The following is a 23,852-nucleotide window of genomic DNA, read 5'->3' on the forward strand; positions in this document are numbered from 1 at the left end:
ACTTCTTATTTCTTTCTATCCTTGGATTCTTTACCGTCTGCTCCTTTATTTACATCAGAAATAGCTTCTCTCATATTGGTATCTGCTAATACATTTTTCATATTGTAATAATCCATCACCCCAAGATTTCCTTCTCTCAAGGCTGTAGCCATAGCTTTTGGTACTTCAGCTTCAGCTTCTACAACCTTCGCTCTCATTTCTTGAACCGCTGCCTTCATTTCTTGCTCCTTGGCAACAGCCATAGCTCTTCTTTCCTCTGCCTTGGCTTGAGCGATACGTTTATCTGCTTCAGCTTGGTCTGTCTGTAATTGAGCACCAATATTTCTACCGATATCAATGTCGGCGATATCTATCGATAGGATTTCAAAAGCTGTTCCTGCATCTAAGCCTTTGCTTAGTACAGTTCTCGAAATCAAATCAGGATTTTCTAAAACATCCTTATGGGTACCGGCAGAACCTACAGTAGTTACGATACCTTCCCCTACCCTTGCAATGATGGTTTCCTCTCCAGCTCCACCAACTAGCCTTTCTATATTGGCTCGAACAGTAACTCTGGCCTTTGCCATCACTTCGATACCATCCTTTGCTACAGCGGCAATTTTTGGTGTTTCAATAACCTTAGGATTAACACTTACCTGTACCGCCTGTAATACATCTCTACCAGCTAAATCAATAGCTGCTGCTCTTTCAAATTCTAGATTGATATCTGCCCTTTGAGCAGCGATCAGTGCATCTGCTACCTTGTTAACATCTCCTCCAGCTAGGTAGTGGGCTTCAAGCTTGTCGATGTTTAAATCTAAGCCCGCCTTGGTAGCTTTTATCATAGGATTCACAATTCGGATTGGTAATACTCTTCTGAAACGCATTCCAACCAGCGTAAAGATCCCAATCTTTACTCCTGAAAAGTACGCTGTTATCCATAGTCCTACTGGAATAAAGCTTAATAAAATTGATAGCAATACAAAGGCAATTGCTATGATGATTATTACTGAAACAAATCCTGGTACAACTGTCATAATTCACCCTCCTAATTAATTTTTTTAACAATAATTCTTCTGCCTTCTACCTTTATAACTTTTACTTTGCTTCCAACTTCAATAAAAGCTCCTTCAGAAACAACATCCAATAATTCTCCATTGATGTCTATAGATCCTGCTGGTCTAAGGTAAGTAACTACAATCCCTTCCAACCCAACATATTGACTGTATTTATTGGTGGCACTATAACCCTCTTCCTTCTTCATTTGGGTTCCCAATATAATACGATCAAAATGCTTACTTCTAGGAGCATACTTTAGTATCAGTATAAAAGCAATAATCGTCAATACAAAGGAGATAAACAGAGAAACAACAGCACTGGTAGCACTATTGGAGGCCATAACAATACTAATGATTATGGCAATGATCCCTCCAATGCCTGGTATGCCAAATCCTGGAGCAAAGGCTTCTATCAATAGCAGGATAATTCCCACTAAAAAAACCATTAGTACTGCTACTCCAGCATTTCCCGCTAATATAGCACCCCCAAAATAGAGGGCAAAGGAAACAAAGCTGACGGTACCTCCTACTCCAAAACCTGCAGTAAATATTTCCATCAATAACCCTACAAAGCCCAGAGTTAATAGAATAGGAGCTATATATGCGCTAGTCATGGTTTGAGCCAATCTTACTCTTGTGGCTATTTGTAGTTCTATAATGTCTGTATAATCTATTGAAGCTGATTGCAAAATTTCAGTGATATCTCTCTCTACGTAATCTATAAATTCTAATTCCTTTGCTTCCTGTGTTGTAAGATTTAGCAATCTATCCTTTTCAACTACATCTGGTATTTCTATACTGGCATCTGCCATAGCAGCCACCAGCTCAGGATCTCTCCCCTGTTCTTGAGCGACGGATCTGAGGGAACTGGTCCATTCAGATAGTATTTTTTCAGTGTTTGGTATGGTTTCAGCTGACCCAATTGTGCTGCTGGGAGCCATAACAATAGTATCAGCAGAAATTGTTAGTAATACTCCTGCAGATACTGCTTTTGTGTTGACAAAAGCTATGGTTTCTAATTGTGTATCTAACATAAGTCTACTGATCTTAGCAGCAGAATCCACTCTTCCTCCATAGGTATCTATTTTAAATATAATAGCTACAGCATTAGGATCTTTTTCTACAGTTGCTATACTTCCTTTTACATATTCGTATACTGCTGGACCTATCTCACCTTCTATTGGAATTACATAAACATTTTTCGTTTCGTTGGTACTAAAAGCTTGAAACGGTAAGATGGAAAAAAGTAAAACAATCGTTATCATATAAAGCCATTTTCTCTTCACCTTATCACCTCTTTCTTAAACCATTATAACATTATTTAGATCATAATTATATTCATTGCTGGAAAAATCTTTTAATGTAATCTATTTGTAATATAATGAATTCATCTATCAATATATATATTCAATTATCAAGCATTTTAAACTTTTATTATGAAAGTAATGGTAAAATTTTATTTATGAAACTTAAAAATCCAGTTGTCCCAATGCATACAAAATACAAAAGGATACTGGATCTTAGGAATCAAAATTATTCTAGCTCTATCGTGGCTGTAATAGGATAATGATCAGATGCTCTACTTTTTATTACATTATAATCCTTTAGTTGAATCTTGTGATCTAAAAAGATATAATCAATTCTTCCAGACAATACGGGTAAATCAAAGGTTGGCTCAGCATCTTTTCCAACAGCATGGGCTGTATCTAACAATTCCTTAGATAAAAGCTGTACTTCTTCACTATTGGGTCTAGCATTTAAATCTCCTACTAGAATTTTCTGATGAGGAAGAGTTTCTAAATATTTACTAATTGTATTAACTTGCCCTTTTCTTTCCTGTTGATTTAACCCTAAATGAGTCACTAAGAAGTTTAATTGTTTACCTTCTACATTTATAACAGCACTTAATAATCCCCTTTGTTCTCTACCACTGGGTAAATACAGGTTCTCATAGCTTTCTATAGGGTATTTACTCAATATTCCATTGCCATACATACCGCCCAATAGGTTAAAGTTATAGCCATAGACATACTCCATCGATAGTTTTTCACTTAAATATTTTATTTGGTCTTGAAACCTTGAACGTACTACGCCATTATCAAGCTCTTGTAAGCCAATGATATCAGCGTCACTGGTTCTAATCACTTCAGCGATTTCATCTAAAGAGTATCTCCCATACAGATTTCTTCCATGATGTACATTATAAGACATAATTTTCAATGTATTTACACTACCTTTATCCATAGTATATTCCATCGTTTGTAGATTTGAATCTACTTCAATTTCTTGTATTTCTATAGGTAGTCTTATATTGCCACCATTGATTAAAATCAATTCCTGAATTTTTTCTATTGCCTGTACTTTATTTGTAATATAAAAAATATTCCTATTTAACTCTGGATTGTTTTTAGTAACATAATCTTCTAGCTTTAAAAAGTGTGTCATTTCCCCTTCAGAATCAAAGCCTTCAAGAATTATTTTTTCCATATTTCTATCAGTAATAATTTCTATATGAGAAACCATTCCTGATTGTATATATTTTACAGCCTTTATTTCTCCAGTAGCTGATGTATTGATTTGTAGGGTAAATCCCAATAGAAAAAATAGTGCTAATGTAAAAATAATGAATACATTTCTGTTTTTTACCATGATGATTACCCCTTTGTCAGAATATTATAAGTAGTTCTATTATAACATAGAGATAAGCTTATTTATCTAATTACTTGTTAAAAAATAGTATCCAATTGTTGTAAATAAAACACCCTGCAAAAAAATAAATAAACCCGGATATACTCCGGGTTATTTTTTATTGTAATTGTTGTTTAACAATTTGATTAACTATTTTGCCATCGGCTTTGCCTTTTACCTTAGGAATGACAGCTGCCATTACCTTTCCCATGTCCTTCATGGAGTTAGCACCTATTTCAGATATAGTTTCCTTTACAACATTGGCTACTTCTTCTTCAGACATCTGCTCTGGTAAGTATTCTAGTAGGATACTAATTTCCTCTTGTGTTTCCTGGACAAGATCATCCCTACCACCTTTTTGGAACTCGTCTACAGCGTCTTTTCTCTGCTTCAGTTGTCTTGAGACTATCTCGATAATATCTTGGTCTTGAAGCTCCACTCTTTTATCTACTTCTGTCTGTTTTATGTCGGAACGTATCAAAGTAATAACATTTTTTCGAAGCTGTTGCTTGTTTTTCATGGCTTCCTTAAGGTCATTAGTTAATCGTTCTTTGAGGGACATATTTTTCACCTCTACTTACTTAATTAGAATCTTTTATTATTTTTTTTACGAGCAGCTTCAGCCTTCTTCTTACGTTTTACACTTGGCTTTTCATAATGCTCTCTTTTTCTTACTTCTGATAACACCCCAGACTTTGCGCATTGTCTTTTAAATCTACGAAGCGCATTATCTAATGACTCATTATCTCTAATTTTCACTTCTGACATTTTACTTCTCCCTCCCTCCGCGAGCACCCGCTGTGCTTTATCTATAGCTATAAAGCGCTATATTTGCAAGTGGGATAATACAATACTTTGTTATTATACATTAAAAATAAGTGTTATGCAATATAATTTTTAACCTGGCGGCCATAACATTTGCCTCCCACCTAATAGGTGAAAATGAAGATGTGCTACTGTTTGACCTCCTTTAGCACCACAATTATTCACTATTCTAAAGCCTTCCTTGTCCATACCAAATTCTTCAGCTAAATGCTGTGCGGCCTTAAATATATAAGGTAGTATTTCTTGTGTATCCTCCTCTGTAACCTCAACCATTGAGGCTATATGTTTCTTGGGGATAATCAATATGTGATTAGGTGCTACGGGGTTGATATCTTGAAAAGCTGCCACCTTATCATCTTCATATAGAAATTTAGTTGGTAATTCTCCTTTTACAATTTTGCAAAAGATGCATTCAGACATAATACACCTCCTTATCCAATAGCTTTATACTATATATAGTATTCAACGGAAAGCACAAAACTCCTTTTCATTTTATGAATTTTGTATAATTTTGCCCATCATATATTCCCCCTGAAAGCTTTCTAAGTTAATATTTAAAATTTTTCCTTCAAGGGATTGATCTCCTTTTACTACCACCTTCAGATAATTATCGGTATTTCCTTCCATATATCCTTTTAAATCTTTAGTCTCCGTTTCAAATAACACTGTCTTTGTATCCCCAACAAATTGTAGGTAGTACTCTTTTCGTAGCTCTTCTCCTAGGGAAATAAGCTTTTCACTTCTTGTATGCTTTGTTTTACCATCCACCTGTTCTTTAAAGGTGGCAGCAGGAGTTCCTTTTCTTGGGGAGTATTTAAAAACATGAATACTGCTAAATCCTATTTCCTTTACAAAGTCATAGGTAGCTTCAAAATCCGATGGTGTCTCCCCTGGAAATCCCACAATGATATCAGTTGTTAAGGCTATTTTGGGATAAACTCTTCGTATTCGCTGGACAATTTTTCTGTATTCTCCAGTGGTATATTTTCTATTCATCTTTTTCAGGATTTTATCACAGCCGCTTTGTAGTGATAAATGAAAATGTTCACATAGCTTATGTAGTTTTGACAGCTCTTGTAAAAAATCCTCTGTAAAAAGAGTAGGTTCTAGAGAGCTTAATCTAATGCGTTCAAGCCCCTCAATAGCATTGACTTCTTTTAATACCTCTATCAATGTGTCTTCTCCGTCTAAATCTTTACCATAGGAGGCAACATGTATACCTGTTAATACCACCTCTTTAAAACCACTACTTACAAGACTTTTAACCTCTTTCACAATGTCTGCTTTTTTACGACTTCTTATTGGTCCCCTAGCATAAGGAATAATACAATAAGCACAATATTGGTTACAGCCCTCTTGAATTTTTAAAAAAGCTCTTGTTTGCTCCTTAACATCTTTTATGGTCATCTCTTCAAATTCTTTTACCTTCATAATGTCATCAACCAAATTTACCTTTTCATTAATCTTAGAATCTTCAACAAGTTGTACAATTCGATTTCTATCGTTTGTGCCAATTACAATATTTACCCCTTCAATCTCCAGCACTTCTTCTGGAGCTGTTTGAGCATAACAGCCAACAACAGCTATAATGGCATCAGGATTATTTCTTTTTACTCTCCGGATAAATTGTCGTGACTTTTTATCCCCTATATTGGTTACAGTACATGTATTGATAACATATACATCAGCCACCTCAGTATCATCTACAAGAGTATATCCTTTATTTTCAAATAATTCCCCCATCGCCTGGGTTTCATATTGATTTACCTTGCAACCCAAAGTATGAAAAGCCACTGTTTTCACAGATTAACCCCCTAAATCTCCCAACGCATACATCAAAATACTTAATGCAGCTAAGCCAGCTGTTTCTGTTCTAAGTATCCTGGGACCTAAAGTAATAGATTTTATATTATTCTTTGTTGCTAAATGTATTTCTTCTTCTGTAAATCCACCTTCTGGACCTATCCATATGCCAATTCTCTTTATATGTTCAGTCTCTAAAGCAGCTATTATGTCTTTTAGTCCAGTAGCATCTTCTTTCTCATAAGCAATGATGTTTAAATCATTCTCTTTTGCATGTATTATGGTATTATGTAAGGGAATAGGTAGATGTATCGACGGAATTTTTCCTCTTTTACTTTGTTTCGCTGCCTCTGCAGAGATCTTTTGCCATCGATCTATCTTTTTTTCAACATCCTTCTTGTCCTTAAATTGAACAATAGTTCTCTCTGTCATCACTGGAACAACTTCTTTTATCCCCATTTCTGTAGTTTTTTGAATGATTAATTCCATTTTAGTACTTTTCGGTATGGATTGATAAAGAATTACATCTATAGGGGCCTCACGTTTTAATGACAATTGTTCTTGGATAGACAGGATTACTTGATTTTTTGATATATTTTTTATTTCTGCAATATACTCAAAGGCTTCTCCATCACAAACTTCTATCAAATCACCATTGGACAATCGAAGTACCTTGGTTATATGCTTAACATCTTCTCCAGAAATACTGATTTCTTTAGTTAATAAATCAATATCCGTAGGAGAAACAAAAAATCTATTCATGCCCTTCACCTTTTGCTGCAGAGACGATAACTGCCCATTCACCCATGGTCTCCACCTTAATGATTTCTAAACCTGCGTCAATTAAGTTTTCCTTAACAAAATCTATTTTATCTAATATAATTCCTGAGGCAATGAAAAATCCATCATCTACTAAAAAGGATTTTATGTTTTTGCTTAATAATACAATGATTTCAGCGATGATATTTGCCACAATTACATCGGCTCTTTCAGTGACAATTCCCATTAAATCCCCTTGATGTATATCTACTATATTCTCAACATTATTATGTTTTACGTTATTGGTAGTAGCACTAACTGCTACTTCATCAATATCAATGGCCATCACTTTTTTAGCTCCAAGCTTTGCAGCAGTGATTGCTAAAATACCGCTGCCACAGCCAACATCAAAAACAGCAACGTCGTTTTTTACATAATTTTCTAATTCCATGATACACATCATCGTAGTTTCATGGGTGCCTGTCCCAAAGGCCATCCCTGGATCCATTTCAATAATGATTTCATGATCCTTCTTTTGATAGTCCTCCCAGGTTGGCTTGATGACAATATTTTTTCCTATTGGTGTGGTTTTATAGTATTTTTTCCATGAGTGACTCCAGTCCTCTTCATGAACTTCAAGAGTAGTTACCTCGCCAATACCAATATTAAGGCCATATTCTGGAAGAATCTCCACTGATTGACGGATTAATTCTATTTTGTCTACTAAATCTGGAGCCTCTGGCAAATATCCTTTTACAATAGCGCCTTCATACTTGCCTTCAAAAATAGCTTCATCAATATAGTCCCAGGTATTTTCATCTTTTTCCCTTAATTTTAAGTCGTTGGGATCCTCAATCACTACGCCAGCAATCCCAGCATCATATAATATGTTTGCCACAGCTTCCACCGCTTCAGTAGTAGTTTTGATTGATACTTCAATCCATTCCATCACATCACATCCCTTAAATAATATCCCTAATTCCTAATGGTATTATACCCAGTATTCTAGTAAATACCAATATTTACTAGAATACCTTCTATCTTTTTATATATTTTTGTATTTATGATAGGAGTGAAAGGCACTTTTAAATAAAGATGACTAGCATAAAATCACTCTATAATAGAGTGATTTTATGCTAGATAACAGAGTGATTTGATTAAACTCCAAATACATCTTTTACTTTATCAAAGAATGTTTTTCTGTTTTGGTGAATCTCTTCTCCACTCTCAGAAGCAAATTGCTTCAGTATGTCTTTTTGACCTTCTGTCAAATTCTTTGGTACCTCTACCACTACCTTAACATACTGATCTCCTTTTCCATAGCCTTTAGGATTTTGTATGCCTTTGTTTTTCAATCGGAAGATAGTACCGCTTTGTGTTCCCTCTGGGATTTTATATTTAACTTTTCCTTCTATTGTAGGAACTTCTAGTTCTTCTCCTAATGCCGCCTGAACAAAGGTAATAGGTATTTCGCACAATATATCATAGCCATCTCTTTCAAAAATCTTATGTGGTTGAACCCTTAGCACTACATATAGATCACCATATGGGCCGCCTTTTGTTCCTGGTTCTCCTTCTCCTCTTAAAGGTATGATAGAACCGTGATCTACACCCGCCGGGATTTTCACTTTGACTTTTTTGCGCTTTCTTTCCTTGCCTTTTCCATTACAGGTTGAACAAGGTTTTTCTATAATTTGTCCTTCACCACCACATTGACTACAGGCCTTTACATTCACGATTTGCCCTAGTGGCGACCTTTGAACATACCTTACTTCGCCCGTTCCTTTACACTGATCACAGGTTTTCTTTGAAGTACCAGGTTTTGCACCACTGCCATTGCAAGTATGACAGTTTTCGTATTTATGGAACTCTATTGTTTTTTCTGTCCCAAAAACTGCTTCTTCAAAGGTAATACTGAGCTCATATTTTATATCAGCACCTTTTTGAGGACCACTTCTCCTTCTTGAAGAAAAACCTCCTCCGCCGCCGAACATGTCAAATATATCTCCAAAAATATCTTCAAAACCGCCGAATCCACCATAGTTTTCATAACCACCACCGCCGGCACCGTTTACACCTGCATGACCAAATTGATCATATCTTTGCTTTTTCTCAGGAGAGCTTAGTACTTCATAAGCTTCATTTAATTCCTTGAATTTTTCTTCAGCTTTTGTATCTCCCGGATTTTTGTCAGGATGATACTTCATAGCTAGCTTTCGGTAAGCTCGTTTCAAATCCTCTGCACTGGCGTTTTTATCTAAACCTAAAACTTCATAATAATCTCTTTTGCTCACCTTTTCACCGCCTTTCTCCTACATTGATTACGGTCGGTTGGGCTTTTTGCCTTTATCCATTATATTTCAGTTTCATAACTAAATCAACTTATTTCCTCCAGCTATGTAAGCATAAGGACACCCTAAGGTGTCCTTAGACTGTTGAAAAATCTCCATCTTCTTCCCTGACTTGATACTAACAGAGCTTTCCAACAGTCTAGATTTTGTTGATTTTCTCAGTAGCCTCTATTTATCTTCTTCATCCTTAACTTCTTCATACTCTGCATCTACTACATTGTCATCTTTTTGTTGTCCTGCTTCTCCTTCAGCTTGCTGCTGACCTTCCTGTGCTTGTTGATACATTTGCTGAGAAATGGCATGGAAAGCATTTGTTAAGTCTTCTATAGCTTTTTTCATTTCTTCAACATCATCAGCCTCTAGTGCTTTCTTAAGCTTTTCTACTTCAGCTTTAACTTTTTCTTCATCTTCCTTACTGACCTTGCCCTCAACCTCTTTTAATGTCTTTTCTGTTTGGTAGATTAAAGAATCTGCTTGATTCCTAACTTCTATTTTTTCCTTACGCTTTTTATCTTCTTCGGCATGCAACTCAGCTTCCTTTACCTTGGCCTCTATGTCCTCATCAGACAGCTTGGTAGAAGCAGAAATTGTTATTTTTTGATCCTTACCTGTCCCTAGATCCTTTGCAGATACGTTTACTATGCCATTGGCATCTATATCAAAGGTCACTTCTATTTGAGGCACTCCTCTTGGTGCTGGTGGAATTCCTGTCAACTCAAATCTGCCTAGGGTTGTATTGTCAGCCGCCATTTGTCTTTCTCCTTGGAGCACATGAATATCTACCGCTGGTTGATTATCAGCAGCCGTAGAAAAAGTCTGGCTTTTCTTTGTAGGTATGGTGGTATTTCTTTCAATCAATTTTGTAAATACGCCGCCTAAGGTTTCGATTCCTAAAGACAGTGGTGTTACATCTAGTAGTAGAACATCCTTTACCTCACCAGTTAATACGCCGGCTTGGATTGCTGCACCTAGGGCTACACATTCGTCTGGATTGATGCCCTTGTGAGGGTCTTTTCCTGTGATCTTTTTAACTGCTTCCTGAACAGCTGGTATACGGGTGGAACCCCCTACTAATATCACCTTATCAATATCCTGTGGAGAAAGCTTTGCATCTTCCAATGCCTTTCTCATAGGCTCTGTTGTTTTTTCTACTAAATGAGCAGAAATTTCCTCAAACTTTGCTCTGCTCAAGTCAATATTTAAATGCTTTGGTCCAGTATTGGTGGCTGTAATAAAAGGAAGATTAATATTGGTGCTCATGGTACTGGAAAGCTCTTTTTTGGCTTTTTCAGCAGCATCCTTTAATCGTTGTAAAGACATTTTATCTTGTCGTAAATCAATACCTTCTTGCTTTTTAAATTCTTCTGCAATATAGTCCATGACCACTTGATCAAAATCATCTCCACCTAAAAGGTTGTTACCATGAGTTGCCAACACTTCAAAAACGCCATCTCCTAGCTCTAGAATGGATACATCAAATGTACCACCGCCTAAGTCATAAACCAATATTTTTTGTTGTTGTTCAGTTTTGTCTAAACCATATGCTAGAGATGCTGCAGTTGGCTCATTAATAATTCTTTGTACGTTTAAGCCCGCAATTTTTCCTGCATCCTTTGTTGCTTGTTTTTGACTATCAGCAAAATATGCTGGTACTGTAATAACTACATCTGTTACTTTTTCTCCTAAGTATGCTTCTGCATCTGCTTTAAGTTTTTGTAGAATGATTGCAGAAATGTCCTGTGGTGTATAATCCTTCCCATCAATGTTTTCCTTATAATCAGTTCCCATATGTCTTTTTATAGATAGAATTGTTTTGTCTGGATTTGTTATAGCTTGTCTTTTTGCAGGCTCTCCTACAATTCTTTCCCCATCCTTACCAAAAGCAACAATAGAGGGTGTAGTTCTGTTTCCTTCAGAATTTGGTATTACAGTGGGTTCCCCTCCTTCTAATACTGCAACACATGAATTGGTTGTACCTAAGTCAATACCTATTACTTTACCCATTTCTATTTCCTCCTTCTATGTTTAAATTATTAAATAATATAGTTTTATTGTGCTACCTTCACCATCGCTGGCCTTAATACTTTCCCATAGATGGTATAGCCTTTTTGAAATACTTCTATAACCTCATTTGACTCTGCCTCTGCTTCTTCCTTCATAACAGCATGATGAAGATTCATATCAAAGGGTTTATTTAAAGCATCAATTTCCTCAATCCCATTTTTTTTCAGGATATCTTGCAACTGTTTATAGATGAGTTCAACACCTTCATAGATAGCTTTCTCTTCATTACCTTCTATAGGTACAGCTAAAGCCCTTTCCAGATTATCAATAATACTTAAAAGCTCTACAGCAAATTTTTCATTGGCATATAAATAAATATCACTTTTTTCCTTTTCTATTCTTTTTTTATAATTAGCAAAATCTGCTTGTGTTCTAGCTAATCTATTATGATAATCTAATGCCTCAGCCTCTTTTTCGATGATTTTTTTCTTCAAGGTATCTATATCCTCTTCTGTTTTTTGATTTTCCATTTCCTCCTGTACCGCCTCTTCATTACTATGTACTTCCTCTAGTTTCTCTTCCTTAAGATCTTCTTTATTTTTAGTTACTTCTTCTATTATCTCCTCTGGTGTTTCTTTGTTCTTTGCCATGCTTCTCCACCTACCCTTAATTATTGTTAATGCTAAAAAAACAAAGATAGAGTGCAAAATGCATCTGCACTTCGCACTAATATTTTTATCTATATCTTGTTCTTAACAATTCATTAATATACTGACTAATTTGGTTCATCACCCCAACTACGTTAGAATAATCCATTCGTGTAGGCCCAATAACACTTAGCTTTCCTATAACATTGTCATTGATTTTATAGGTTGCTGTAACTAGGCTGCATTCCTTTGCCTCTTGGTACAGATTTTCACTACCTATAGATATGCTGATACCCTCATCTGTTGAAGCAGAAATAAGATGACCCATTTTTTGTTTTTCTTCCAGCATCTTTAAGAAGGTTTTTGCTTTAAACACATCATTAAATTCTGGAAAATTAAAAATGTTTGTTGTGCCAGTTAAAAATAACTCCACATCCTCAATGCCTTCTAAAACATTAAATAGCTTTGGCATAACAGATCCAATTAAGCTGTTAAACTCATACAGCTCTTCTTCTAATTCTTTTAATAGCTCTCCCTCTATTTCTTTGATGGTTAAGCCTTGAAGTTTTTTGTTTAATAAATTAGAAACCTTCTCAACTTTGTCATAGGAGATACCTTCTGGGACATTTACCAAAGGATTTTTAATAATCCCTGTATCTGTAACCATTACTGTTATAATATTTTCTGTATCTATAGGCACCAATTGAATATGCTTTATTCTATTTTCTTTAATCTGAGGTGCTAGCACAGCTGATGTATAATTTGTAAGCTGTGATATGATTTTGGAGCTATATTGTAACAGCTGCTCCACTTCACCAAACTGTCTGACTAGATTGTTTTTGATATTTTTTCTTTGGAGATTTGCAATCATTTTTATCTCCATAAGATTATCCACATAAAGACGATATCCTTTATCAGAGGGAATACGTCCTGCGGAAGTGTGGGGCTGAATCAAATAACCCAAATCCTCTAAATCTGCCATTTCATTTCTAATGGTGGCGGCACTTACCCCTAGATTGTATTTCTTTGAAAGTGTCCTTGAACCTACAGGTTCTGCTGTTTCTATATAATCGCGGATGATAGTTTGTAGAATTTTTATTTTTCTGTCATCTAAATTCATATTATCACCTCTGTTATTAGCACTCTATGACATTGAGTGCTAACGATTCTGCTTTTAAAATATCATTTCATTATATTTTTGTCAAGACTTTTGCAAAAAAATATTTAGTCTAGCAGCATTTCTTGAAAAACAATGTTTGCTAAATCATTTCCTGTTTTGGTTAATCTAATCCTTTCTTTATCATAGGTTACCAATTTTCTTTCCTGTAGTTTTTGTAGTTTGTTTTCATAGATATCAAATGGTGAAAGCTTAAATCTTTTTTGAAACTCTTCTATAGAAACTCCCTCTATCATCCTTAATCCTAAGAACATTGTTTCGCTTATTTCTTCACGAAAGGAAAGGCTTATTCTATTTTCTACGGGCTTTTCTTCATTTTTAATACTTTCAATATATGTATCTAATAGTGGATAGTTATTAAACCTTTCATCTTGAAAATAAGAATGGGCAGCTGCGCCAAAGCCAATATAGGGTTTGTTTTTCCAATAGACAATATTATGCTTGCATTGATAATTTGTCTTTGCAAAGTTAGATATTTCATAATGCTGATAGCCTTTTTTCTTTAAATAGTCTATAGCATGATGATACATCTGAAGCTCTACCTCTTCCTTGGCTTTTTCAATCCTTCCCTCTGCCTCCCAGCTGTAGAAGAGGGTATCTTCTTCAATGATCAGGCTGTAGGCTGCAATATGGGGCACCTCTAAATCTACGATTTTTTCTATAGTATCCTGCCAATCCTTAAGGGTTTGTCCTGGTAATCCAAACATTAGATCTACATTTATATTTGTAAATCCAACAGCTCTTGCCTCCTGCAGATTTTTAAGAAAATCATCATACCGATGGATTCTGCCAATACAATTCAGCAGGTGATCTTGAGAGGCCTGCAGCCCTATACTTAAACGGTTGATTCCACTATTGAAATAGGCTTTTAGTTTATCATGATTCAATAATCCAGGGTTAGACTCCATAGAAATCTCTGCATCCTTTGCAATTCTATAGTTTTCATATAAAGAATTCATCATGCTGGCTACTTGTTCTTCACTCAGTATGGAAGGGGTACCTCCTCCAATAAATATGCTCTTGATTTCGCAGCTGGATAGCTCTTCTTTATAAAGAAGCATTTCTTTTTTTAAAGCATCAATATATTCTTGGATTTTATCTTCTTTATTACTGTAGGAGATAAAATCGCAATAATAGCATTTCTTTTTGCAGAAAGGAATATGGATATAAATACTCACTGGTTTCAAAGGATGACCTCCTTGATATTTCTATTGTTGTATATCTTCAACACTTAAATCTCAAGACCTCTGAGGGATTTAATAAAGCTAGTAACTCTAAAGTTACTAGCTTTATTGAATATGATTAACTATCTAACTTTAACACTGACATAAAAGCTTTTTGTGGTACCTCTACGCTACCCACCTGACGCATTCGCTTTTTACCCTCTTTTTGTTTCTCTAATAGCTTTTTCTTTCTGGTGATATCTCCACCATAGCATTTAGCAAGTACATCTTTTCTTAATGCTCTAATGGTTTCCCTTGCAATAACTTTTTGTCCGATGGTGGCTTGGATTGGTATAGCAAACTGATGTCTAGGAATTTCGTCCTTTAACCTTTCACACATACCTCTGCCTCTTGTGTAAGCTTTGCTTTCATGGACAATAAAGGATAAAGCATCTACCTGTTCTCCATTAATTAGTATATCTAGCTTTACTAGCTTTGATTCTCGATAACCAATAAATTCATAATCTAAAGATCCATAGCCTTTAGTTTTTGATTTTAATGCATCAAAGAAATCATAGATAACTTCATTTAATGGCAGCTCATAATGAAGAACCACTCTTGTCTCTTCCATATACTCCATGTTTTTCATTTCTCCACGACGTTCCTGACAAAGCTCCATCACTGTACCCACATAAGTATTGGGTACCATAATATTGGCCTTAACGATAGGCTCCTCCATCTTGATGATTTCTTGAGGCTTAGGTAAATTAGCTGGATTTTGTATCATAACAACTTCCTTATTGGTTTTTGTAATCTGATAGATAACGCTAGGAGCAGTTGTTACTAAGTCTAGGTCAAACTCTCTCTCTAGTCTTTCCTGTATAATCTCCATATGCAAAAGTCCTAGGAAGCCACATCTAAAGCCAAAGCCTAGAGCTGCAGAGGTTTCAGGCTCGTATACCAAAGCAGCATCATTTACCTGCAATTTTTCTAAGGCATCTCTTACATCCTCATATTTTTCCCCTTCTGCAGGATAGATACCACAATAAACCATAGGTGTTACTTTTCTATAGCCAGGCAATGGATTTTCTGTTGGAGTTGCAGCGTCTGTAATAGTATCCCCAACCCGACAGTTTCTGACATCCTTGATACTTGCAGCTACATATCCAACATCTCCTGCCTTTAATTCTGCCAGCTGAATAGGTCCTGGAGAATACACCCCTACTTCTGTTACTTCAAAGGTTTTATTGGTAGCCATCATCTTGATTTTCATACCTTTTTTTAAGGAACCTTCAACTACTCTGATGTATGCAATAACCCCTTTATAATTATCATAATAAGAGTCAAAGATTAATGCCTTTAGAGGAGCATCCTCCTCACCTGATGGTGCTGGTACTTTCTGTACGATAGCCTCTAAAACATCTACAATATTGATGCCGTCCTTAGCAGAGATTAAAGGTGCATCGTGAGCTTCTAAGCCAACAATATCTTCAATTTCTTTCTTAATCTCCTCTGGTCGAGCACTAGGCAAGTCAATTTTATTGATTACTGGAACAATTTCTAAGTCCTGTTCTAATGCTAAGTATACATTTGCTAATGTTTGTGCCTCGATTCCTTGAGCAGCATCAACAACTAGGATTGCCCCCTCGCAGGCTGCTAAACTTCTTGAAACCTCATAGGTAAAGTCCACATGTCCCGGTGTATCAATCAGGTTTAAATAGTATTCTTCTCCATCCTGAGCCTTATAGACTAATCTAATGGTTTGCAGCTTAATGGTGATACCTCTTTCTCTTTCTAAATCCATGTTGTCCAGAATTTGTTGCTGCATTTCCCTCACGCTTATTAGACCAGTATCCTCTATCAATCTATCAGCCAAGGTAGATTTTCCATGATCTATATGGGCAATGATGGAGAAATTTCTAATCTTCTTTTGTCTATCACTTGGCATAAAAATATTCCTCCTTCGAATATACCTATCCATAACTTTATAAATTATATCATACTATCATTATTGTTGGTAGATATTCTATCTCTTATTTCAAAAAAAATGTCGGTTTCTACCGACATTTTTTATACGCTCAAATAGATGATAAATTTCATCCATGATTCTACTGTACCCCGTTTCCAGCATTACATAGATTTCCTCAATTTTTTCATTTGCTATATATATTTTTTCTCCTATAACATACAACACCACATTCTCTTCTTCTAGTTCATAGCCTAATACTCTAGTATCCTCCAACGCCAACATTTCTCTAAGGGCATAGTCTACTGATAGAATTCCTATGATTAAAAATATCATAATAAATATAAGTATCATTCTTAATTGCTTTGCTTTCTTTTTATTCTCTATTTTCATTTGTCTTCTACTCATCCACATCACCATTGATATTGTGGACATTATTTTAGTATAATAAACCTATTTCTTTATTAAGTCCAATGAATCCGCCAATACCTCTGCTAAATATACTGCTGTTCTTCTGGCTTCCTGAATGGTGTTTGCATTACTGCCCACTTCAAGTAAGCCATAATGATCTGCAAGAAATTGGTTGAAGCTTCCATAGGGTTTTACTAAAACATGCTTACTGAAACCCGGATATTTACTATCACTAACAGCCTTAACAAAGGATGCAAAAGTCTCCACTTGTTTGCGATTTGGTGATGCAGGGCCAATGACAAATTGAAACCTAGTGCATGTTTCACCATGAATGGTTACTCTATTATTTGCTATAATATTTTCCCTATTGGGATTGGTCTCGATATGATCATAGCCATCTCTATGAACATCCAGCACCACCTTTATAGAAGGATTATCCTTTAATATTTTTTGTGCGGTTTCTAAGGATCTACTGTAGGACCCGCTATAGGATGGATAATCATGATAGGTGGTATCGTGAATGACGTTATATCCTCTCTTCTCTAGTTCAGCTTTCATTATTTCTGCGATTGTGATAACAGAGTATTCCTTCCTTAAGGTATGATAATTTCCTTCAGAGGCTGGTTTATAGGACTCTGTTCCGTGGGTATGATAAATCAATATATGTGGCTTTCCTTCTTCAAAATTGATAGTTCTAGGCTTTTGGACATTACCTAATGTCAGTCCGCTACCGCTGTTTAAGCTATCAACAATATTATCCTCCCCCACTAAATAAATCCCTTGCATCAATTCCCCTAGATCATCTTCGTTCTGTATTTCTTCAGGATCCACTTTTCCCTCCTGAGGAGATGTGCCGGTTGCAACGGCATCATCAAGCTCCACAAAAAAAATATCCCTTGATATTTCTTGTGGTGATTCCTGTGGATTTTCCTCAGTAGCATAGGTCATTTGCATATCCTGGGTTAAACTTGCTGGAAATTGAGATTGTACAAAAGTGACTGGATTTTTGAAATCCACTCGAAACATACTATAAATAAAAGAAGAATACATATTATGCATATACTCTTTTAAAGTAATACTTCTTTTCATTTTAGCTGACGGAAATACTTGTTCTATAGCCTGTACTAAAAATATATTTTGTGAAGATATCTGCTTTTTCTCTTCTATCTTTATTTCTTCAATAGCTGTATTTTCTGTTTCAGCAAAAGAGTTGGAAAGAGCACTTTTATTCAATATCATTCTTCCAAAGAAAAATAAGGTAGCCAATATAAGGACCAATATAATAATATTTTGGTAGTTTTTTAACAATGAAAATTTTTTTCTCATAAAAGAAAGCACCCACCTTTAATCAGTACTATATTGATTAATATGAAAGGTGGGTACTATTTATACCATTAATGGATTTAATGTATATATCTATTTACGTCTTTTAGGTCAATAGCTGGATGTAGAGCAATATTGATGGCATTAGCAATTATATGGGATAGGTTTAAAATAATCTCATCTACTTCCTTAGGTGTTACCATCACATTGGCACTATATGGTTCCAAAACCTCTTTGATCATATGGTACTTTTCTTCTTCTTTTAATTCTGCCAGCATATTATAAAATTGAGAGCCTACTTTAGCCTGCTTTGAAAAGGCTTTTATCACTAACTGAATGGTATCATTTGTCAATGTAGCTGCATCTACTACAGTAGGAACACCTATAGCTATTACTGGTATACCTAATGTTTTTTCATCCAGTGCTTGTCTTTTATTACCAACCCCTGAACCAGGATGAATGCCACTGGTGGATAATTGAATGGTGGTGTTAACTCTTTCCATCTTTCTAGATGCTAAAGCGTCCACCGCTAATACGATATCTGGCTTTACATTCTCCACAATCCCTTTTATAATCTCTCCGGTTTCTATCCCTGTAGTTCCCATAACTCCTGGTGAAATAGCACTCAGCTCTGCAAGTTCTTCATCATTTTCTTTATTATATAATTTGAATAGATGTCTTGTTACAAAAAGCTTTGAAATGACCTTGGGACCTAGAGCGTCAGGAGTGACATCATTATTGCCTAATCCTACAACCAAGACCTTTATGTATTTATCAATGTTCACAAGAGCTCTTATTTCTTTTGCTAATAGTTGGCTCACTTCATCCTTTAAATCAGCATCGGGTCTTCTAAGTCCTACGCACTCCAAGGTGATATATTTGCCAATTGCCTTTCCCATTACCTTTTCACCATGCTGATCCAGTATTTCTACCCTGGTAATTGTTACACCCTTTAGTTCATCCTGCTGTACCGCTACACCAGGAATCTCTTGTTGTTTTTCCTCTTGATATAATTCTCTAACCTCCATGGCTAAATCTGTTCTTATTTGAAACATAGCTTCACCTCTTATTTTTGTTTTGTCTTTAAACGAAGATAATACCATTTTACCTTGCTTGACACTGTCTTATTTTATTATTTGATATTTTTTGAAAAATTATCAATACTACATAGTAATTAATCATTTCTGTATAAGAAATACCTTTTAAGTCAATAAAATAATTATATTATTGATTTTGTTATTGCTTTTTATATTGTTTTTTGGTAAAATTACTGTGTTAACGACCACATAAGGGGGTGAAGATATTGGCAAATATTAAATCAGCAATGAAAAGAATCAAAGTAATCAAAAAGAAAACAGCTAGAAACAGAATGGTTAAATCTCAACTTAAGACAGCTATCAAAAGATTCGAAGAAGCATTAACACTTGGTAATCTTGAAGAAGCAAAAGCTAAGTTAAAATTTGTTGAGAAAAAACTTATGCAAGCTGCTGCAAAAAATGTTATTCATAAGTCTAAGGCTTCTAGAAAAGTATCTAGACTTGCAGCTAAGTTCAACAAGGCTGTTTAGTAGTAACCAAAATCCGTGTCTCGGGTTCCTAAAATAACAAGCGTACATTGTACGCTTTTTTGCTTTTCATTTATATAGCTTTATTTACACATTTCCATAATAAATAGCTCTAGAGCTATGCTATCTTTCATTTTTCCAGACTTTATAGCTAAATCCATGGCTAAAAATTGATTTAATAGTTTTTCTAAATCTATCATCGTGAACTGCCTGCATTGATTGGCACACTTCCCTGCTACAAAAGGATGAATGCTTAGTTTAGATGCTATCATTTTTGATGAATAGCCTTCTTCTAATAGCAACTTTGTTTTGTACAGATTTCGAACATGGTTTCCCAATGTAGCAGCAATTTTCATTATGGGCTCTCCCTGATGTAGCATAAGGTTTAAGCGTTTCATTGCTTCTTTGGGCTGTTTTTTTTCAATGTCATTCATAAGCTTAAAAATATCGTTTTGAAAGTTAGAGGTAAATATATTTTCTAAGTCATGCAACTCCAGTACTTCTTTTTCTCCTATGTATGCTGTTATTTTCTTTATTTCGTTTTCTATATCTAGTAGGCTTTGGCTGGCATTTTTCCCTACATAATCTATATTTTCCATAAAAAACTCTATTTCTTTTCTGGTAGTCTTTTTCCCTGCTTTTTCAATTCTTTTCTCTATCCATTCCTTTAATTCTTTGGGATTTAATTTTTGAAAATCAATAAGATTTCCATGTTTCTGTATTTCCTTAACGATTTTTTTTCTAGCATCTATGGTGGTAGAACCATAAAATATCAGACATGTGGTTTCAGGAATTTTTTCAAGATAAGCTATTATGCTTTTTTCTTCCTCTTCTGTCATACTTTTCTTTTTACTCTGAAACACCTCTAAATTTTGGATCAATACAAGCTTTTTCTCTGCCATAAAGGGTAAAGTTTCACAGGCATCTATGAATTTCTCCATGGTAAAATCTTTTGCATCCATCACATGAAAATTGAGGGTTTCAAAGCCTGGAGAAACAATTTGTTTTTTTATGTATCTTATAAATCCTTCTGCTAGGTATATTTCTTCTCCATAGAGAAGGTAGAGCTTTTCAATTTTGTTGGACTTAAGTTTCTGCATTGCTTCTTTATAGTTCATAAGATATTCCTTCCTTTTCTTTCATTAGCTTTTTTTGATGCTGCTGCCACAATATCAAGTATACAACAAACCCAGTAAGATAATAAACTAGGATGTGAAAAAATTTTATTTCTGCTACTTCTATACTTGCTAAGGACCATTGGCTTAGATTATTTACAATCCAATAGATATAGGTTAATAATAAATTGGTTAAATAGTTTATGGTTACAGCTAATTCTATAGCAAAAAGGCTAAAAAATATACTGGCAAAGGCCATAAATAGCAAGGGCACCAAAGTTGGAACAATCAAGATGTTGGCAATAAAGGCCACTAAAGACATCTGCTGAAAATGATAAATTAATATAGGTATGGTGCCTACCTGGGCTGAAATCGTTACTGCCAACAAGGATTGTAGTTGCTTTGGTATAAATATTAGTTTCTCCTTTATGATGGGATATAGTAGTAAAATACTTAGTGTGGCAGAAAATGACAGCTGAAAGGAAACAGAAAAAAGATTTAAAGGGTTATACAATAAAAGAATTAGAGCTATCATCATCAAACTGTTTATGGCGTCGTATCTTCTTTCTATAAAATAACTTAAAACATACAAATAATACATAGAGCTGGCCCTTACAATGGAGATAGGAAAATTGACAATAGCACTATAGAAAAATAACACCAGCATCGTTATCATCAGTATCTTCTTTTTACTTAGATTGAAAAATTTCAAGAGCTGATGCAGTAATAGGGCTATTACCCCTACATGTAGTCCTGACACAGCTATTATATGAGCAGTCCCACTTATAGAAAATAGCTTTAACATTTCAGAATCAAGATACCCTTGGTTTCCAAACATAATACTCTTTAACATACCACTATGCAAAGGAGATAAGGATTGGTCTAACACGCCTTCTATATACTTTCGTGTTGTATAACTGATTTTTAATAGTGAAAAACCGTTTCTTTCGTTGAAAGCACTTATATTTCTGCCTTCCACCTCCAGTATCCCTTTAAAGCCTTTACCTTTTAAGTAGAATTGATATCCATCTAAATGATTTCCCCGCAGGTCTTCTACAAGTGCTGTATGATTTAATACAACTATATCTCCTGGCGACAAGTGCTTATAGAGATCTCTAGAGTTTTTGACCTGTAGTTTGCACATTTCACTAACTGGAATAACTTCAGAATAAGAGAGCAACTTATGTATATAGACATCATATTCAAGGTATCTACCTCGATCAATGGCCTCAGATTTTATTTCTGCTTTGAGCTGAAGATTGGAGGATGAATGTGCAGTAATCAAAGTGCCTCCCTTCATATAGCTGTGAAATATAAAATTGCCTGCTAGTAAAAAGACCAAAGATATAAAAAGAAGGGCATATCTATTATAAAAAAAGATACACAATAATAATATTGCAAATATTCCTATAAGTACATAGCCTTCTATTGACACTGAGAATAAAAATCCTAATAGGATACCTAACATAACAGAAACACACAAGTAAATAAAGGGTCTGCCCAATTTTCTCCCTCCTTCCTATTGTGTATTTCTATGTATAAGTAAGATATCCTTTATGTTGCTTTAATAAAAAAATGTTTATTAAATAGATTGAATAGACGGTTATATATCATCTAAATAAACTATCTAACAATTTGTCATTGAAAAAGACGGCTTTGTCTTGGACATACCGTCTAAATATTTTTAATATTCTTTTTTACTTTCGTAGTGACGTAGATGATTGGGTAATATCCTTTCGGCTGTATGGTCATTTCCTTCATATCTTAATAGTGCTTTAATATTGATGGTATGATTATTTTTATCATAGTTTATTTCTACATAATCAGGTCTTCCTTCATCCTGATGCAATTGTAGAAACTGTTGTAGGATATCACTTGCAGCTTCATTATTAATCTCCTCATAAATTTGCAGATATTCTTTCTCAGGTATTTCTAGATAGAGGTCATATCCTGTCTCATGTCTTATCCTTCTATCAAAAACGCTCTCTAACATGGAGTTTCCACCTTTCCTTATTAAAATTGTGGAGATATTAATTATTTTTCGATATAGCTATAAAAAGCATCTTCGATGCCTTCGCTAGGAAACCCTAGGTTTCCTTCGACGGCTGCCCTGCAGCCTGAGCACCTTCCTAGATGCGGGCAGGGGATTTCATCCCCTACAACCCCTTTTTCTATATAATAGGCAAGTAGAGCTTGACTATTATATAAAATAATTAATATTATTTTTCCCTGTTTTTTTGAAGATATGAACAGTATATGCCGCTGCTTTTAATTGGATATTATATAAAGTAGCTTTTTCCTTCTTCAGCTATTTCTAATATATTTGGAAATACTTCCTTTGCTTCATTAAGTAAATCTGTTGGATTAATTTCTGGTAAAATATGTGTTAAAACAATTCTTTGCAGACCTGCTTTTAAAGCAATCTCTCCAGCCTGTTTTCCTGACATATGAGGAACTGTTTCGGTTAAATCTTTGTGCATGATATTGGCTTCGCATAAAAATAAATTGCTTTCTTCAATAAAATCAATGAATCCTTCAAAGTATCTTGTATCCCCAGAATATACAAATTTCTTTTTGTTTTTTTCGAAAGCCATTCCATAGCATTCGATTGGATGATCAGTTCTTTTAAAGGTAACTTTGATATCATTTATCATTACTTCAACACCTTCATGAATAATATTGCGATGAAAGGCCCCATTGTATTGTATCCTTTCATATTCCTCCTGAGGATTTGCTGGCAAGTAGATTGGTATAGGCTGTTTGAGTTTTCCTATCATCTGTTTAATGGCGATGGCGTATCTCAGCACCATTAAATCACTCATATGATCGGGATGCAGATGACTAATAAAAATAGCATCCAGCTTGTTTAAGTCACCACAATAATTGAACAATTTCCCTAACACTCCATTGCCACAATCAATAAGAATCTTTGTTTTTTCATCTTCTAATAAATATCCTGAGCAAGCTCCACCCGCTCTAGGATAAGGACCATGACAGCCTAATACAGTCAGCTTCAAAT

General features: G+C 35.0%; 23 protein-coding genes. 1 reads left to right on the top strand and 22 read right to left on the bottom strand.

The features are described 5' to 3' along the window. Window positions 1-5 precede the first annotated feature (5 nt). The 18 genes from floA to gpr form a co-directional block, all read right to left on the bottom strand. The gene (gene floA / locus BMX10_RS11340) at window positions 6-1,016 is read right to left on the bottom strand and encodes a flotillin-like protein FloA (RefSeq protein WP_090444038.1); all 1,011 of its coding nucleotides are present in this window, start codon (window positions 1,014-1,016) and stop codon (window positions 6-8) included. Window positions 1,017-1,027: 11 nt separating this feature from the next. Beyond that, entirely contained in the window at window positions 1,028-2,323 is a 1,296-nt protein-coding gene (locus BMX10_RS11345; protein WP_090444041.1) for an NfeD family protein, read from the bottom strand. Between the two features lie 247 nt (window positions 2,324-2,570). Further along, complete coding sequence (locus tag BMX10_RS11350) at window positions 2,571-3,686, bottom strand: endonuclease/exonuclease/phosphatase family protein (protein ID WP_090444044.1); 1,116 nt, start codon at window positions 3,684-3,686, stop codon at window positions 2,571-2,573. Window positions 3,687-3,843: 157 nt separating this feature from the next. After that, window positions 3,844-4,287 carry a GatB/YqeY domain-containing protein gene (locus BMX10_RS11355; RefSeq protein WP_090444047.1) on the bottom strand — a complete coding sequence of 148 codons (444 nt, stop codon included), beginning with the start codon at window positions 4,285-4,287 and terminating at the stop codon, window positions 3,844-3,846. A gap of 23 nt (window positions 4,288-4,310) precedes the next feature. Next, on the bottom strand, window positions 4,311-4,493 hold the full coding sequence (gene rpsU, locus BMX10_RS11360) for a 30S ribosomal protein S21 (protein ID WP_090444050.1): 183 nt from the start codon (window positions 4,491-4,493) through the stop codon (window positions 4,311-4,313). Window positions 4,494-4,622: 129 nt separating this feature from the next. Continuing rightward, a complete protein-coding gene (locus BMX10_RS11365) occupies window positions 4,623-4,970 on the bottom strand; it encodes a histidine triad nucleotide-binding protein (RefSeq protein ID WP_090444053.1) in 348 nt (115 codons plus the stop codon). Between the two features lie 72 nt (window positions 4,971-5,042). After that, a complete protein-coding gene (gene mtaB, locus BMX10_RS11370) occupies window positions 5,043-6,353 on the bottom strand; it encodes a tRNA (N(6)-L-threonylcarbamoyladenosine(37)-C(2))-methylthiotransferase MtaB (RefSeq protein ID WP_090444056.1) in 1,311 nt (436 codons plus the stop codon). Between the two features lie 3 nt (window positions 6,354-6,356). Next, window positions 6,357-7,115, bottom strand: coding sequence for a 16S rRNA (uracil(1498)-N(3))-methyltransferase (locus tag BMX10_RS11375; protein WP_090444058.1), 759 nt, complete (start codon window positions 7,113-7,115; stop codon window positions 6,357-6,359). Then, a complete protein-coding gene (gene prmA / locus BMX10_RS11380) occupies window positions 7,108-8,061 on the bottom strand; it encodes a 50S ribosomal protein L11 methyltransferase (protein ID WP_090444061.1) in 954 nt (317 codons plus the stop codon). The genes BMX10_RS11375 and prmA overlap by 8 nt, the downstream gene beginning before the upstream one ends. Before the next feature lie 208 nt (window positions 8,062-8,269). Further along, window positions 8,270-9,406, bottom strand: a complete 1,137-nt coding sequence (gene dnaJ, locus BMX10_RS11385; protein WP_090444064.1) for a molecular chaperone DnaJ — start codon at window positions 9,404-9,406, stop codon at window positions 8,270-8,272. Window positions 9,407-9,631: 225 nt separating this feature from the next. Beyond that, entirely contained in the window at window positions 9,632-11,467 is a 1,836-nt protein-coding gene (dnaK, locus tag BMX10_RS11390) for a molecular chaperone DnaK (protein WP_090444066.1), read from the bottom strand. Window positions 11,468-11,511: 44 nt separating this feature from the next. Beyond that, window positions 11,512-12,117, bottom strand: a complete 606-nt coding sequence (gene grpE, locus BMX10_RS11395) for a nucleotide exchange factor GrpE (protein WP_090444069.1) — start codon at window positions 12,115-12,117, stop codon at window positions 11,512-11,514. A gap of 85 nt (window positions 12,118-12,202) precedes the next feature. Beyond that, window positions 12,203-13,234 (bottom strand): heat-inducible transcriptional repressor HrcA, encoded by a 1,032-nt coding sequence (hrcA, locus tag BMX10_RS11400; RefSeq protein WP_090444072.1) that lies wholly within the window; start codon window positions 13,232-13,234, stop codon window positions 12,203-12,205. Window positions 13,235-13,338: 104 nt separating this feature from the next. Continuing rightward, a complete protein-coding gene (hemW, locus tag BMX10_RS11405) occupies window positions 13,339-14,469 on the bottom strand; it encodes a radical SAM family heme chaperone HemW (RefSeq protein ID WP_244272705.1) in 1,131 nt (376 codons plus the stop codon). A gap of 124 nt (window positions 14,470-14,593) precedes the next feature. Further along, complete coding sequence (lepA, locus tag BMX10_RS11410; protein ID WP_090444078.1) at window positions 14,594-16,402, bottom strand: translation elongation factor 4; 1,809 nt, start codon at window positions 16,400-16,402, stop codon at window positions 14,594-14,596. 90 nt (window positions 16,403-16,492) lie between these two features. Then, entirely contained in the window at window positions 16,493-16,828 is a 336-nt protein-coding gene (locus BMX10_RS11415; protein WP_090444081.1) for a hypothetical protein, read from the bottom strand. 45 nt (window positions 16,829-16,873) lie between these two features. Then, window positions 16,874-18,157: a stage II sporulation protein P gene (spoIIP, locus tag BMX10_RS11420; RefSeq protein ID WP_090444084.1), complete on the bottom strand. Its 1,284-nt coding sequence runs from the start codon at window positions 18,155-18,157 to the stop codon at window positions 16,874-16,876. A 77-nt stretch (window positions 18,158-18,234) separates the two neighbouring features. Continuing rightward, complete coding sequence (gpr, locus tag BMX10_RS11425; RefSeq protein ID WP_090444087.1) at window positions 18,235-19,209, bottom strand: GPR endopeptidase; 975 nt, start codon at window positions 19,207-19,209, stop codon at window positions 18,235-18,237. A gap of 248 nt (window positions 19,210-19,457) precedes the next feature. Here gpr and rpsT point away from each other — a divergent pair, with 248 nt between their 5' ends. Continuing rightward, entirely contained in the window at window positions 19,458-19,721 is a 264-nt protein-coding gene (gene rpsT, locus BMX10_RS11430; RefSeq protein WP_090444090.1) for a 30S ribosomal protein S20, read from the top strand. Between the two features lie 80 nt (window positions 19,722-19,801). Here rpsT and holA read toward each other — a convergent pair whose 3' ends face one another. From holA to BMX10_RS11450, 4 genes are all read right to left on the bottom strand, one after another. Then, window positions 19,802-20,836, bottom strand: a complete 1,035-nt coding sequence (holA, locus tag BMX10_RS11435; protein WP_090444093.1) for a DNA polymerase III subunit delta — start codon at window positions 20,834-20,836, stop codon at window positions 19,802-19,804. Next, the gene (locus BMX10_RS11440) at window positions 20,826-22,118 is read right to left on the bottom strand and encodes a ComEC/Rec2 family competence protein (protein ID WP_170834792.1); all 1,293 of its coding nucleotides are present in this window, start codon (window positions 22,116-22,118) and stop codon (window positions 20,826-20,828) included. The genes holA and BMX10_RS11440 overlap by 11 nt, the downstream gene beginning before the upstream one ends. Before the next feature lie 399 nt (window positions 22,119-22,517). Next, a complete protein-coding gene (locus BMX10_RS11445) occupies window positions 22,518-22,826 on the bottom strand; it encodes a hypothetical protein (protein WP_090444100.1) in 309 nt (102 codons plus the stop codon). Window positions 22,827-23,112: 286 nt separating this feature from the next. Continuing rightward, window positions 23,113-23,850, bottom strand: coding sequence for an MBL fold metallo-hydrolase (locus tag BMX10_RS11450; protein ID WP_090444102.1), 738 nt, complete (start codon window positions 23,848-23,850; stop codon window positions 23,113-23,115). Window positions 23,851-23,852: the final 2 nt, after the last annotated feature.

Origin of the sequence: Natronincola peptidivorans (assembly GCF_900111615.1) — a bacterium.
Taxonomy (GTDB): domain Bacteria; phylum Bacillota; class Clostridia; order Peptostreptococcales; family Natronincolaceae; genus Natronincola_A; species Natronincola_A peptidivorans.

What these genes read in the sequence shown, in the direction of transcription:
- floA (WP_090444038.1), bottom strand. Translation starts at nt 1,016, where the DNA reads ATGACAGTTGTACCAGGATTTGTTTCAGTAATAATCATCATAGCAATT.
- BMX10_RS11350 (WP_090444044.1), bottom strand. Translation starts at nt 3,686, where the DNA reads ATGGTAAAAAACAGAAATGTATTCATTATTTTTACATTAGCACTATTT.
- BMX10_RS11355 (WP_090444047.1), bottom strand. Translation starts at nt 4,287, where the DNA reads ATGTCCCTCAAAGAACGATTAACTAATGACCTTAAGGAAGCCATGAAA.
- rpsU (WP_090444050.1), bottom strand. Translation starts at nt 4,493, where the DNA reads ATGTCAGAAGTGAAAATTAGAGATAATGAGTCATTAGATAATGCGCTT.
- BMX10_RS11365 (WP_090444053.1), bottom strand. Translation starts at nt 4,970, where the DNA reads ATGTCTGAATGCATCTTTTGCAAAATTGTAAAAGGAGAATTACCAACT.
- BMX10_RS11375 (WP_090444058.1), bottom strand. Translation starts at nt 7,115, where the DNA reads ATGAATAGATTTTTTGTTTCTCCTACGGATATTGATTTATTAACTAAA.
- prmA (WP_090444061.1), bottom strand. Translation starts at nt 8,061, where the DNA reads ATGGAATGGATTGAAGTATCAATCAAAACTACTACTGAAGCGGTGGAA.
- dnaK (WP_090444066.1), bottom strand. Translation starts at nt 11,467, where the DNA reads ATGGGTAAAGTAATAGGTATTGACTTAGGTACAACCAATTCATGTGTT.
- grpE (WP_090444069.1), bottom strand. Translation starts at nt 12,117, where the DNA reads ATGGCAAAGAACAAAGAAACACCAGAGGAGATAATAGAAGAAGTAACT.
- hrcA (WP_090444072.1), bottom strand. Translation starts at nt 13,234, where the DNA reads ATGAATTTAGATGACAGAAAAATAAAAATTCTACAAACTATCATCCGC.
- lepA (WP_090444078.1), bottom strand. Translation starts at nt 16,402, where the DNA reads ATGCCAAGTGATAGACAAAAGAAGATTAGAAATTTCTCCATCATTGCC.
- BMX10_RS11415 (WP_090444081.1), bottom strand. Translation starts at nt 16,828, where the DNA reads ATGAGTAGAAGACAAATGAAAATAGAGAATAAAAAGAAAGCAAAGCAA.
- spoIIP (WP_090444084.1), bottom strand. Translation starts at nt 18,157, where the DNA reads ATGAGAAAAAAATTTTCATTGTTAAAAAACTACCAAAATATTATTATA.
- gpr (WP_090444087.1), bottom strand. Translation starts at nt 19,209, where the DNA reads ATGTTTCAAATAAGAACAGATTTAGCCATGGAGGTTAGAGAATTATAT.
- holA (WP_090444093.1), bottom strand. Translation starts at nt 20,836, where the DNA reads ATGAACTATAAAGAAGCAATGCAGAAACTTAAGTCCAACAAAATTGAA.
- BMX10_RS11445 (WP_090444100.1), bottom strand. Translation starts at nt 22,826, where the DNA reads ATGTTAGAGAGCGTTTTTGATAGAAGGATAAGACATGAGACAGGATAT.